9 protein-coding genes and 1 pseudogene are annotated in these 12,859 nt (G+C 32.1%); 8 read left to right on the forward strand and 2 right to left on the reverse strand.

Going from position 1 to position 12,859, the window contains the following annotated elements:
- Positions 1-117 precede the first annotated feature (117 nt).
- The 5 genes from OPS21_RS03220 to OPS21_RS03240 all read left to right on the forward strand — a co-directional run bounded on the left by OPS21_RS03220 (position 118) and on the right by OPS21_RS03240 (position 4,739).
- The gene (locus OPS21_RS03220; RefSeq protein WP_264336202.1) at positions 118-1,437 is read left to right on the forward strand and encodes an IS4-like element ISWosp7 family transposase; all 1,320 of its coding nucleotides are present in this window, start codon (positions 118-120) and stop codon (positions 1,435-1,437) included.
- Positions 1,438-1,619: 182 nt separating this feature from the next.
- On the forward strand, positions 1,620-1,781 hold the full coding sequence (locus OPS21_RS03225) for a hypothetical protein (RefSeq protein WP_264336712.1): 162 nt from the start codon (positions 1,620-1,622) through the stop codon (positions 1,779-1,781).
- A gap of 167 nt (positions 1,782-1,948) precedes the next feature.
- Positions 1,949-2,173, forward strand: coding sequence for a hypothetical protein (locus OPS21_RS03230; RefSeq protein WP_264336713.1), 225 nt, complete (start codon positions 1,949-1,951; stop codon positions 2,171-2,173).
- Between the two features lie 339 nt (positions 2,174-2,512).
- Positions 2,513-3,739 carry a tRNA (N(6)-L-threonylcarbamoyladenosine(37)-C(2))-methylthiotransferase MtaB gene (mtaB, locus tag OPS21_RS03235; RefSeq protein ID WP_264336714.1) on the forward strand — a complete coding sequence of 409 codons (1,227 nt, stop codon included), beginning with the start codon at positions 2,513-2,515 and terminating at the stop codon, positions 3,737-3,739.
- A 58-nt stretch (positions 3,740-3,797) separates the two neighbouring features.
- Positions 3,798-4,739 carry a P44/Msp2 family outer membrane protein gene (locus OPS21_RS03240; RefSeq protein WP_264336715.1) on the forward strand — a complete coding sequence of 314 codons (942 nt, stop codon included), beginning with the start codon at positions 3,798-3,800 and terminating at the stop codon, positions 4,737-4,739.
- Between the two features lie 387 nt (positions 4,740-5,126).
- On the opposite strand, the gene secA is transcribed toward OPS21_RS03240, so the two are convergent.
- On the reverse strand, positions 5,127-7,787 hold the full coding sequence (gene secA, locus OPS21_RS03245; protein WP_264336716.1) for a preprotein translocase subunit SecA: 2,661 nt from the start codon (positions 7,785-7,787) through the stop codon (positions 5,127-5,129).
- 225 nt (positions 7,788-8,012) lie between these two features.
- Here secA and OPS21_RS03250 point away from each other — a divergent pair, with 225 nt between their 5' ends.
- Positions 8,013-9,074 carry a hypothetical protein gene (locus OPS21_RS03250; RefSeq protein ID WP_264336717.1) on the forward strand — a complete coding sequence of 354 codons (1,062 nt, stop codon included), beginning with the start codon at positions 8,013-8,015 and terminating at the stop codon, positions 9,072-9,074.
- Between the two features lie 89 nt (positions 9,075-9,163).
- Here the strand turns inward: OPS21_RS03250 and OPS21_RS03255 are convergent.
- Positions 9,164-10,263 (reverse strand): annotated as a pseudogene (locus OPS21_RS03255) (IS3 family transposase).
- Between the two features lie 276 nt (positions 10,264-10,539).
- On the opposite strand from OPS21_RS03255, the gene OPS21_RS03260 reads away from it, so the two are divergent.
- Both OPS21_RS03260 and OPS21_RS03265 read left to right on the forward strand, forming a co-directional pair.
- Complete coding sequence (locus tag OPS21_RS03260; RefSeq protein WP_264336718.1) at positions 10,540-11,166, forward strand: hypothetical protein; 627 nt, start codon at positions 10,540-10,542, stop codon at positions 11,164-11,166.
- Between the two features lie 279 nt (positions 11,167-11,445).
- Positions 11,446-12,606: a porin gene (locus OPS21_RS03265; protein WP_264336719.1), complete on the forward strand. Its 1,161-nt coding sequence runs from the start codon at positions 11,446-11,448 to the stop codon at positions 12,604-12,606.
- Positions 12,607-12,859 lie beyond the last annotated feature (253 nt).

The raw sequence follows: 12,859 nt of genomic DNA on the forward strand, positions 1-12,859 counted from the left end.
GTCTGAATAACCATACGCGTCAAGTTAAGGAACTGTGGTAATAAACTTAGTGTAAGGAAGAGAAAAAGAAGATATAAGTTCTCTTAAATTTAACAAAGAAAACGGAGAACTTATACAATGAAAAGAATAGTTTGCATCTCAAAAAAGCTCAAAGAATTTTTTAATGAAAAAGCAGATAAAATCTCAGCTACAACAGGGTTCATAAAAAGAAAGAGGAAGCTAAAAGGCTCGTCGTTCATAAAAGCCATCGTTTTGGGTAATATAGGGGTTGATAATTGTAGTATAGAGACAGTGTGTCAATTATTGAATGAAGACTCGATAAATATAACAAAACAAGGTCTGGACTTTAGATTTACCAAGGAAGCAGTGGAATTCATGAAAAGAATGTATAATGAATCTTTAACGTTACTTAAAAATACCTTACAAGTTGATTGCAGAATCTTGAAGCACTTTGGAGGTGTTAAATTATTAGACAGCAGCTATATTAGCTTACCTAACAGTATGGAAGACATGTATAAAGGTTATGGTACCAGCTACAGTGGTTATGAAAGCAATACTAAGTCTGGAATAAAGTTACAATTAGTTTTTGACTACCTAAATCAGACATTAGACCAGCTTAATATAACTGAAGGAATAAGGTCAGATCAGGGTTATAGAAGCCATTTAAGCAATATATCGAACAACGATTTACTAATATCTGATTTGGGTTATTTTGTGCCAAGTTCTTTTAAACAAATCAATGAAATAGGAGCTTATTTCATAAGTCGTTATAAATCCGATACTAACATATATGATATAGAGACAGGTCAAAAAATAGATTTACTAGAACATTTGGGAGATCGATCTTTTCTAGAACAGGAGGTATTGTTAGGAAAAGAGACAAGGGTTAAAGTAAGAATTATATTTAAAAAACTAACTGAAGAACAAGCTATGGCTAGAAGAAGAAAGGCTAATAGGTTAGCAAGATCACATGGATACACATCTTCTCAAAGGAACCAAAAGTTACTAAATTGGTCGATATTTATAACTAATGTTCCAAAAAGTAAGATTAATGCTGAGCAAATACTAGTAGTTTACCGAATAAGATGGCAAATTGAATTATTGTTCAAATTATATAAGAGTAATATAAGGCTTGATAAGCTGAGAGGAAAGCCATACAGAGTATTATGTGAGCTATATGCCAAATTGTGTGCAATTCTTATATTTCATGGAATAGTGGGTTGCACAGAACTGAAAAAAAATACGGAGCTTAGCTTAACAAAGGCATTTATTGAGCTAAAAAGACGGGTTAGAGAGTTATTTTTAGCACTAAATAATAAAATTAAAGGCTTAAATATTTTTCTCAAAAAGCTTACCATAACTTGGTCGCAATTTTCATTAAAAGACAAGTACAGAAAAACTAGGGTATCCACCTTAACTTCTCTAAATTTGCTTTAACTTGACGCGTATGGTCTGAATAACTGTGTGAACTAAGTTCGGAGGAGAATAGTATCAAGAAAGGAGAAAATTATATGGTCTTACCTTTATTGATGTATTAATTGAGAAGAGTTCTTCAAAGTTAATGTTTTGTTAGTTGTTTTATACTGAAATAGGCATATATAAATAATTAGGAGAATGTTATGCGGTCTAATTCCAATTCACTTAATAAATACGGATATGTATCTGATGCAAATGGATTGTCTCACCAACAAATGGGAATGTATGCTGATCTAGGAAGATATGAAGTTGCTGATGAAGATATGATGTACCAAAAAAACTATGGTATTATTGTGATGGTTTAAAAAAAGTAACAAATCTGACTGGAAATACAGCAAAGAGTATAGCAGATTACCTTATTAAACCTGTTAGTGATCAGGTTGCAAAGCAAATTGTTGTTCCATTAGGAACAGAGATTATAAGTAAAATTGTCGTACCTATTACAAAGAAAGTTGCAGAACAAAATCGAGATATGATAAAAGAGCTAACAGATAAACTCATGGTTCGCGTGGAAGATTTTGCTCGGTTACAAATAGAAAAATTAAAAGAAGACGTGAAGCAAGAGATAACATCAATACCAGGTAAAGTTTTAGAGAAGATAAAACCTTCTTCATGGCTTCCATGGAAAGCAGAAAGTTTAGATGAAGCTTATTCTGACACTTATGTACCAAATGATATAGATGAATTTGCATGGTAGAGCTTCAGGGTTTAGCAAAATGTTTTTTGGTTTATATTCGCTTGAGGTTAACATCATTGGCCTTAAGCTTTTTTTATGGAATATAATAGATTTCTTGCATAACCAGCCAGCTTGGTATCCAATAAGAAAATCTTGATTCCAGCGTCACGAGCTGGAACTCTTTGAATTCCAGTTATGCAAGAAATCTAATACCAAAATGTTAAATGATCTTACTGTATATCTACAAATTCTTCCTGTGATTTTCAACTCTAGAGGTTATGTTTAAATTATAATATCTACCAAAAAAATAGTCATTTTGCTTGGATATTTGATATAATTTAGATCTATTAAAGCAAAAGCATGAATGAAGTAATAACATTTGGTTGTCGTCTAAATTTCTACGAGAGTGAGTTAATCAAAGAAGCATTAAAAAAAGCAAAGAGAGAAAATGTTGTTGTAGTGCATAGCTGTGCAGTGACAAACGAAGCAGAACGCCAAGTGAAGCAAAAAATACGTAAGATCTATAAAAACGACCCAAGTAAAGAAATTATCGTAGTTGGCTGTGCCGTTCAATTAGATCCTAAATCATATAGTGATATTCCTGGTGTAAGTAAAGTGCTAGGTAATCAAGACAAGCTAAGAGCTGAAAATTATCTACTAAATAATGATGAAATCTTAGTCAGTGATAACAAAGCAGAACCTATTCTCATTAATGGATTTGAAGATAAATCAAGGGCATTTATTGAAATTCAAAATGGTTGTAATCATAGCTGCACATTTTGCTCAATTACTGAGGCAAGAGGGAATAATCGATCTGTGCCAGTAAACAATATTATAGAGCAAATTAAGATTTTTATAGAAAATGGGTATCAAGAAGTGGTGTTTACAGGTGTTGATATTACTGATTTTGGTACAGATTTGTTTGGTAAGCAATCACTTGGTTCAATGATTAGAAGAGTTTTAAAGGATATACCACAGTTAAAGAGACTAAGACTTTCCTCTATTGATGTTGCTGAAGTTGATGATGAACTAATGGATTTAATAGCTAATGAGTCAAGACTTATGCCTCACTTACACTTGAGTCTACAGTCTGGTAATAATTTAATACTAAAGAGAATGAAACGTCGTCACAATAGAGAACAAGTGATAGAATTTTATCATAAAATGAAGAGCTTAAGACCTAATATAGCATTTGGCGCTGATATTATTGCTGGATTTCCAACAGAAACTGATGAAATGTTTCAGGATACAGTTGATTTACTGAAAAAAATAAATGTAGTTTATCTACATGCTTTTCCATATTCAGAGCGGAAAAACACACCTGCTGCACGGATGCCACAAATACCAGAGAATGTACGTAAAGAACGAGTAAAGCATCTAAGAGAAATAAATAAAGAAATGATGAGCAGTTTTTATCAATCTTTGCTCTGCACTGAGCAAAGTGTTTTGGTTGAGCAGAATAATATTGGTAGAACAGAAAATTTTGCATTAATAAAACTTACATCAAGAGTTCAAGCTAAAAGTATTGTGAAAGCTCATGTTAAAGGAATAGAAAATAATTGTTTAATTGGAAATATTATTTCTTAATTTTGTACATTAAAGGAATATATGATATAGTAGTTATACTATAAGTGATAATTCATTTATGATAATTAGAATATCTATTGCTTTATTTTTCATCTTCATTCCGTGTATCTATTTTTTTATTACTTATATCAGTAACAATACACACATTGAGCAAGTACAATCCTTAAAATTAGAAACAGACAATAATGAAAGTGTAATACGTTCTGAAGAGGTTGCTGAAAAAGAAATACCAATAAAATATCAAGAACTTGAAAGTAATTCACCTTCTATTTTCCAAGCAGCTGATCAGAAAAATATGTGGCCAAGTATTGCAGATCAAACTGAACCTACAAAGGAAAAATCAAAAAAACTTGATTTTTATTTTAGTGCTAACGGTGGTAAGATATACCATGATAACTCAGACACATTTGTAAAGGGTATAAAGGCAATAGGAGAAAGGTTTATTCGTTTAATCAATACAGATGATTCTGATCTTTCTTGGCTAGAAATTCAGATATTAAGGCTTGTCAAAACTGGATTAGTAAATGAAATTAAGAGTATAGAGAAATTTAACGGCAAAATTGATTTCCAGTGGCTTAGGAGCGTATCTTTAGGTTACTATGCTGGGGAAAATGGCCGAGTTGATTTTGAAGCTATGTATTCTACAGCCAATATTGAAGATAGTAACTCTCCTCCGTTATTTGATAAATCAGCAAGCGTGTTTGCATTTTTATTAAACTTCTATTATAACTCCAGTATTCGAGATACACAATTTGCTCCTTATATTGGTCTTGGTATAGGGCCAACAGTTTTTAGATTAAAAAAGATTAATGGATCACCAGAAAATTCAATGCCACTGAATGTTCCTTGGTTTGCTTATCAAATAAAGCTTGGTGTTAATTATTTAATAATTCCAGAAGTTAAAACCTTTTTCGGCTATCGTTACTTTAGTATCCCAATACCTATTGCAGATGATATATCCACTCATAATATTGAAGTTGGTTTGATGTTTAATTTTTAGTAATAATATCTGTTCAAGGGCATCTTAAGCAAAAGTGGTCAGTGCTTCTTTTCTTGCCATTAGACTTCTTGGATAACTTAAGAAACAAGTAGTAGAAGCAATATTAGGGAAGGTATAAATTTTGAGCAGGTAAGTAAACTTGATGAAGAGAAGCTTCGAAGACTAAGAGGAGTAAAAAGAAAAACATTGGAAAAATAATAGAAATTTTAATAGAGGAAGAGGCCAAGAAAAAGGTAAGAGGAGGAAAACCAAATAAACAATGCATGTTTGTTAATAGCACTAGGCTCTGTGGAATTTACTATGAGGCTGCATATAGAGTATCAAAGTACTCATTAAGTAATGAGTTAGATGATATTGATATTAGCAGCTATAGCATGCTTGTAACAACTAATTCTGTACATTAGGAGCACCATGGCAGTGTTTGTATTTATGCCCGGAATGACAAGGGCACTTGTCATTTCTTGAAACTTTGGTAAAATTATCTTTTTTAGTAGGGTATAATCTGTTGCTTATCTCTTGGTTATTTACCAACTTAAAGTGCGCTAGGCGATAAATGGTTAGCTCTTTCCATTTTTCAAGCATCGACTCAAACATTAAGAAAGCTTCGCGTTTAAATTCATTTAATGGGTCTTTTTGCCCCATGGCACGCAAATTTATGCTTTGTTTTAGGCTTTCCAAAACCGAGAGGTGTTCCCTCCATAAATGATCAAGTGTCATGATCATAACTTGTTTCACTATCGTATTCCACAAATCTGTAGTTTGTTGACTATTGAAATATTTTTCTTTTTCAGTAAAAAATTCTTGTATCTTACCATTTACATAATTCAAGGCTTCTTGTTTATTCAAAAACTCTGCTAGGGCTTCCTTATTAAGCGTTACCCCGTACCTTGTGTAGAATTCTTTTGCAATATCTTCAACGTAATCTTCGTAGTAATCACTTCGTACTATACCTTCTATTACACTCTCATTTACTTCGCTATATACTTCAACTAAATCATTGACTTCATTGTTTAAAATATGATTTCTCTGCTTAAAAATAACCTTACGTTGATTGTTGATTACATCATCAAACTTCAGCAAAGACTTCCGCACATCATAATTTCTAGCTTCAACTTTTTTCTGTGCTTTCTCAAGTGCTTTATTAATCCATGGATGATGAATAGCCTCATTGTTCTTTAGTCCCACTCTTTGTAAAAAATTCCTCATTCTATCAGAGCCAAATATCCTCATTAAATCATCCTCAAGTGATAAAAAGAACTTAGAAAGCCCAGGGTCACCCTGACGACCAGAACGGCCACGTAGTTGATCATCTATTCTCCTGCTTTCATGCCTTTCGGTTCCGATAACACATAAGCCACCAGCTTTTATAGCAATTTCCTTATCTTTTTTTACTCTTTCGACTATTTCTTGATATTTTTTTTCTCTTTCATCAGCATTTTTTATTTTCTTGAGCTCTATTTTTGCAATCATTTCAACATTTCCACCAAGCTGAATATCAGTTCCACGTCCTGCCATGTTTGTTGCTATAGTAATGCTTCCTGGCACCCCAGCTTGAGCTATTATGTATGCCTCTTGTTCATGATAGCGAGCATTCAATACTGAATGCTTAAGAGAATAGCTTTGCAAAAGCGCAGAAAGTTTTTCAGAGTTTTCAATACTTACCGTACCAACAAGGACTGGTTGTAGGCGTTTGTGGCATTCCTCTATAAACTTCAATACAGCACTAAATTTTTCTTTTTCTGTGCCATAAATTTCATCATCAACATCTATTCTTTTAACAGGCACATTAGTTGGAATTTTTACTACATTTAATCTATATATATCACGAAATTCTTCTGCCTCTGTTGCTGCTGTTCCTGTCATACCAGAAAGTTTGTTGTACATACGAAAGTAGTTCTGAAATGTGACTGATGCTAAAGTTTGACTTTCATACTGAATTTCAAGATTCTCCTTTGCCTCCAGTGCCTGGTGAAGACCATCAGAATATCTCCTACCTTCCATCATGCGCCCAGTAAACTCATCAATAATTACCACCTTACCGTTTTTCACTATATAATCTTTATCAGCAGTAAACAGCTTATGTGCACGAAGTGCTTGATCTATATAATGAGTCAGTATAATATTGCTAGTATCATAGAGCGAGGAATTTCCAGGAATGAGGTTATACGATTTTAGTAATTCCTCCACTCGTGAAATGCCATTTTCAGTGAGGAACACTGTTCTACTCTTTTCATCGACTTCATAGTCAGAATCAACTAATTTGATTACTATTTTATTGATATGCTTATATATCTGATTATTTTCCTCAAGTGGGCCAGAAATAATGAGCGGAGTACGCGCTTCATCAATCAGTATAGAGTCTACTTCGTCTACTATCGCGTAATTGAAGCCTCTCTGAACCATATCTTCTTGAGAAAATTTCATATTATCTCGTAGATAATCAAAGGCAAGTTCATTATTTGTTGAGTATACTATATCTGCGCTATAAGCCTTTTTTCTCTCGTCGTCTTTCAAATTATTTGTAATAAATGCAACAGAAACTCCAAGAGAATTATATAATTTACTCATCCACTCTGTATCTCGTTTTGCAAGATAATCGTTAACAGTTACGACGTGCACACCTTTTCCTTCTAAAGAATTTAGGTATGCAGCTAAAGTTGCGACTAGTGTCTTTCCTTCTCCTGTTTTCATTTCTGATATCATGCCATTATGGAGAACCATGCCACCAATTAGCTGAACGTCGAAATGCCTCATGTTAAGGAATCTTCGTGATGCTTCTCGTACAACCGCAAATGCAGGTACGAGAAGGTCATTTAGTGTTTTTCCATTTTTCAGTTCTTGTTTTAATTCCGCAGTTTTACTAGCAAGATCCTCATCAGATAAGCTCTGCATTTCTTGCTCTAGCGCATTAATCTGCTGAGCAATTTTTCTGAAGGATTTTATTATCTTCTTGTTCGTTGATCCAAATATCCTTTTTATAAAAAAAAGTGACAACGTAAAGATGAAGAATATAAGAATAGTTGTTAAAACTAACGTAGAGTCTGGCATAAACTTAGGTAAAGTTTTATTTAATATGAGATTATATTACTAAACGTAACCTGCGGCAATTAGATTCAGAAAATCTTTATTTACAAACTAAGGAAAAGATTCTTGCAGATGAAATGTAAAAGAGTCTATTTATTTTATTAAATATTATAATTAATAATTAAACTTTCTTGATAAATTATTAAAATAGTGTTAAGCTACATGTATAAAACGGTTAGTGGAGTTACAATGTTAAGCAATATTATAAAAGTAAAATTAGAGGAAAATAGTTGCTCTGTTAAAGAATTAGAAGAATTCTTTGCTCAAATGCAATTTGGTACAAAATGGTTTAAAGATTCTTCAATAAAATTACTTTGCCAAAGATATTATAAATGTGGCGATAAATGGAAAATTTCTTTTACCCTAACTCTACCAAGAGAAGCAGTACCTAATTCTTTCGCTTTGAAGCTTTTATCTTTGCTTAGCAAGGGAAATGAGCTGGCTTTACCTATTATATTAAAATACCTTTCTTGTAGAACTGTATTTAAAGATTTTGGTCAAAAACTACAGGCTAAAATGGATCAAGATATAAAAGAACAAAACGATTCTAAAATTTCTCAGGAGATTGAGTTATGCAAAAAAGACATTTTAAACGTTCTAAATGGTGGTCGATCAGTATTAGATAATCAATTACGGCAACGTTATATAGCATACTATTCATTAATGGATAGTGAGGTTAAAGAATTAAAGATTAAGATTTCAAAAGAACTAGAAGATTATACTAGCAATATTAACGTTAATAAAATGTATCAAAGCCTTAATAATAAAATAAAAAAAATAGGGCTTTGTGAGATAAGAGGAATCGCTGCATTGTGTACTTGTGGTTTTACTGCATTTTTTATGTTACTTTTGGCTCCGCTCATAGCACTATTTGTATGTGCCGCTAAACAAGGAAGTATAGGTTATTTACATGCTCTTATGTATACAGCATCTCCATTTTTGGTTGTTGCAGCATTAGCGCTAACAGTAGCAGGTGTAGCTTACTTAACAAGTTATTGCCTAAAGCATAGTTTTACAAAAGAAATACAAAATTATATAGAGCAACCAATAAAATGTATGGATAAGGCAACTAATAATAAAGAATTAGACAATTTTCCTTCTGACAATTATGAAAAAGTACAACCTTCAGCACCGCTTGAGGAACTACTACCTTCATACGAGGAATCGTGTTCATCACCACCGTCATACGAAGAATCGTGTCACAGTAGTTTAGGTTATATTCAACCATCTATAATGCACCCATTTGTCTAGACCATTTTTTTCAAAGTGATCCGATTTTTAAAATGAATATGTTGATAAATACGTCGACACACATTTAAAGTATTTATCAATATATTCATTTACTGTTTATGATAATAAAGATCAGCAGGAACTTTATAATGTAGAGTCTGATGTCGCCTTTTATAGTTATACCAACCAACAAAATCGTTTATTATAAGATTCAAATCTCTGATACTATTTGGTCTATAATAATATATAGCTTCTTGCTTTAAAGTTCTCCATAAACGCTCAACAAATATATTGTCGAAGCAACGTCCTTTATGATCCATACTAATTTTAATATTAGCACGCTCTAATTCCATAATAAAGTTGTAGCTAGTAAACTGCACTCCTTGATCACTATTAAAAATCTCAGGTTTACCTTGTTTTAGAGCTTCTTTGAGAGTATAAAGGCAAAATCCAGCATCGAGATATGGTGATAATGAATGAGCAATAATATAGCGACTATACAAGTCCATTATTGCCACAAAATAGACAAACTTACCTTCTACCATAATATATAGTAGCCCATACCTGATTAACTCTACAAATAATCAAATCTTTGAGTAAATAAGGATATATTTTATGCTTTTTTTCTTTAATACTTGTATTACATCTTTTTCTACAATACAGCCCACTAATCTTCATTTTTTTCATAATTCTTAAGATTTTTTTGTGATTGACTACTACTCCACTCGCTATGATTTCAGCAGTAATTTTACGATATCCATAACGGCAATCAGAAGCCAAATATACTTCTTGAATCAAATTTCACTTTCGTTATTAATTATATGCCTATAATATAGGCTAGATCTGCAAATCCCCAGTAAATCAGCCTGTTTCCTAATTGATAGATCAGAATCTTTTTCTATAAACCTTACTCTATCTTTTTTGCTTATTTCAGTAATTTTTTTTTCAAATAACTATTTTCCACTGTCAATTCTCCTATTACTTTATGTAAACTTTCTATTTCTTGCGCTAAGATTCTTTGTTTTCTCGCACTTTCACTTTCTTCAACAAATAGGTCTTTTAACCTTGCCAATACTCTATCACGCCAATCATATAGATTTGTTGATGGTATTTTATATTCACTACATATCTCAGATGTGCTTTTTTGATTTTTTATTGCTTCCAAAGCTATCTTTGCTTTTAACTCTGGTTCATATTTTTTTGTTGCCATACTTTTACCCCTTTACCTTCCTACTCGGATCAACCATTTTTTTTTGGTCTAGTTTATGGGGTGCATTATAATCTAATCCAATACAGCAAAATAAGTTGTTGCGGTGAAGATATAAAGAGAACAAGCAAAATTACATTTGTAATTTTGCTTCCTTTATCATGACTTAGAACATGCAGCAACATGACGATTTGTCTATACTTTATCAAGTATATTAATGGGTAAATGAATTTTAATACAATCTTATTATACTTATAAATACGTTATATGTGAGAAGATATGGAAGATTTTATAACTGCAAGAAGGAAAGATGATGCTGTGATATCTGTTTGTCAGGATAATGAGAAAAAGAACGTATTAATCTTGGGACTCAATCAAGCTGCAAGGAATTTATTAAAATGTGAGGAAGAGAATTTACTTAATAAGCCGTTAATCAATATTTTAAGTAAAAGAGCAGCTGAAGATATGAAAAGCTATTTGGAGTATACTGAAGATGGGCGCGATTTGCCCGATATATTGCCAAAAGTGATAGGCTTTTCTTTAATCGACGCTAAAGGAGAAGATATAAAAACAAAGGTAAAAGTTTTTCGCACAACGCAATTTACTAATAGCAAGATTAATTATGAGCTATTGATACGTGACATTAGCCTGTTTCATAAGCTAGCAATGTTTAGGGATAAATATCTGATGGGTAAGAAATATAAAAAACACAACTTGTTTGATATACCAGACAATGATTCAACGATTTTGGAGTTATATGTCATATTGAATTTTGCCTTTGAATATCAAATTAATGCAGTTATAGGAATAATAGGCTTCAATAATAAATTTAATGAGATAAACGATGCATTGAGTATGATCACAAAGAGCATTTTTATAAAAATTGCCGTAGTGATGATTTTCTAGGATTTATTGATGAGAATAAGGTGCTTTTTATTTTGATTAACTGTGATGCAAAGAACACATCTAAAATAATTAGTCGTATATATTCTACCATTAATAAGCAGTTACTAAAGCGAAAGTTACCAAGTATATCAATTATTTATGGAAATATAATTCAAAAACATAGTGTGAAGAATGCTTAAACGCTTTTGTCATTAATTGGTTTGTAGTATCTAAGTTCTACACAATATAAGAATTGTTTTTTATTTCTATTAAGCTTATATTAAAAATTTAAGCTTAACTATGAGGTTACTGATCAAACTATTTTCATTATTATTCGTGGTAGGGAGTGTCAATGCTAGGGTAATTCTGGATAAGGAGATGTTTTATGCAGAACTAGATGGAAAAATAGATTTAAGATTTGGCTACGCTTTCAACAGAGATTCTTTTAGCTCTACAAAAGACAAGACCTCAAGTTATTCAGACCTGCGCTTTCTTTATTTGCAGCAAGTTTATCCCAATACGCAAATGGGGTTTAATGTTAAGGCAGGAGTTTCTGCTATTGCAAACCTAAAAGCATTAGACATAGAAAAATTAGAAATGGAGAAGTGCTATTTTATCATAAAGAACCAGGAGTTTGGATCAGTTGAATATGGTAAAGGAAGTTTAGTTAGTCAGAGTATGTTAATTAACACTTCAAAAATTTACACAGCTGCTGGAGGAATAAATGGTCATTGGACAGATTATGCAAATTTGCGCGGTAATAAAAAAAAAGATGATGGTTCTGGGTATGATAAGGATAAGGTATTTTGGGTCAAGCCTAATATTTATAGCGACTATAATAGACTAGAACTAAAGTTAAAACAACCAACGTTAAACTATATCTCTCCTAAAATCTATAACTTTCAACTTGGATTTAGTTATGTTCCAGGTAAAAATAATTTACAATATAACAATCTAATAGCCGCTGGTCTTTCGTATGAAAATGGCCTATCAGATGATATAAGTTTTACTACTGCCTTGGCTGGTGAGTTTGCAAGGGAAAATTTAACTGACTGCTCGGATGGTACTTCTCAAAATTATGAATGCCGTAATCAATTACTACACTGGAATTTTGGATTGAAGCTAAAACTTTTTGAACTTGATTGCATTTTTTCGTACGGTAATGGCGGTAAATCTGGTGAGAAGCGTAGTCCTGAAACAAATAATATGCATTATGTAAATGCAGGTGTTGCTTATCATTCTGATTCTCGTAAAGTGAGCTTAACATATTTTAATAGTGTTAGGTATATTGCAGGTAAAGGTACAAACGAATTCACATCACAGGCTTTCAGTCTTGAATATCCATTAGCTCTTGGCACTTCATACTACTTCGATATTGTAAAATTTAGTACTCAGGAACCTGTAGTAAAAGATAACAACTACGGGTATGTGCTTTTGGCCGGATTGAAGCTAAGTTTTTAGTGAAGTAACTGGTATGTAAGTATTGTAGTAATGAGAGTAAAATTGAGTTGTTAATATATTTGATATTATAAAAATAACTATTACATAAGATTTTCAATAAAAAGACATTCTGTTACTAATCCAAGTGTAGGAGAAAACGGTTATTAATTAGCAAACCAAACCCTTCAGTAAGCGCATCTCTTCAGGTGCTCTTTTTTCTTTTTTATATAAAAAAATTAGATAGTATTGTGAGTGCGGTTTTTTCTGTGTTCTG

Source organism: Wolbachia endosymbiont (group B) of Chorthippus parallelus (genome assembly GCF_947251815.1).
Classification (GTDB): domain Bacteria; phylum Pseudomonadota; class Alphaproteobacteria; order Rickettsiales; family Anaplasmataceae; genus Wolbachia.

What these genes read in the sequence shown, in the direction of transcription:
- OPS21_RS03265 (WP_264336719.1), top strand. Translation starts at nt 11,446, where the DNA reads ATGAGGTTACTGATCAAACTATTTTCATTATTATTCGTGGTAGGGAGT.
- OPS21_RS03220 (WP_264336202.1), top strand. Translation starts at nt 118, where the DNA reads ATGAAAAGAATAGTTTGCATCTCAAAAAAGCTCAAAGAATTTTTTAAT.
- mtaB (WP_264336714.1), top strand. Translation starts at nt 2,513, where the DNA reads ATGAATGAAGTAATAACATTTGGTTGTCGTCTAAATTTCTACGAGAGT.
- secA (WP_264336716.1), bottom strand. Translation starts at nt 7,787, where the DNA reads ATGCCAGACTCTACGTTAGTTTTAACAACTATTCTTATATTCTTCATC.
- OPS21_RS03260 (WP_264336718.1), top strand. Translation starts at nt 10,540, where the DNA reads ATGGAAGATTTTATAACTGCAAGAAGGAAAGATGATGCTGTGATATCT.
- OPS21_RS03250 (WP_264336717.1), top strand. Translation starts at nt 8,013, where the DNA reads ATGTTAAGCAATATTATAAAAGTAAAATTAGAGGAAAATAGTTGCTCT.
- OPS21_RS03240 (WP_264336715.1), top strand. Translation starts at nt 3,798, where the DNA reads ATGATAATTAGAATATCTATTGCTTTATTTTTCATCTTCATTCCGTGT.
- OPS21_RS03230 (WP_264336713.1), top strand. Translation starts at nt 1,949, where the DNA reads ATGATAAAAGAGCTAACAGATAAACTCATGGTTCGCGTGGAAGATTTT.
- OPS21_RS03225 (WP_264336712.1), top strand. Translation starts at nt 1,620, where the DNA reads ATGCGGTCTAATTCCAATTCACTTAATAAATACGGATATGTATCTGAT.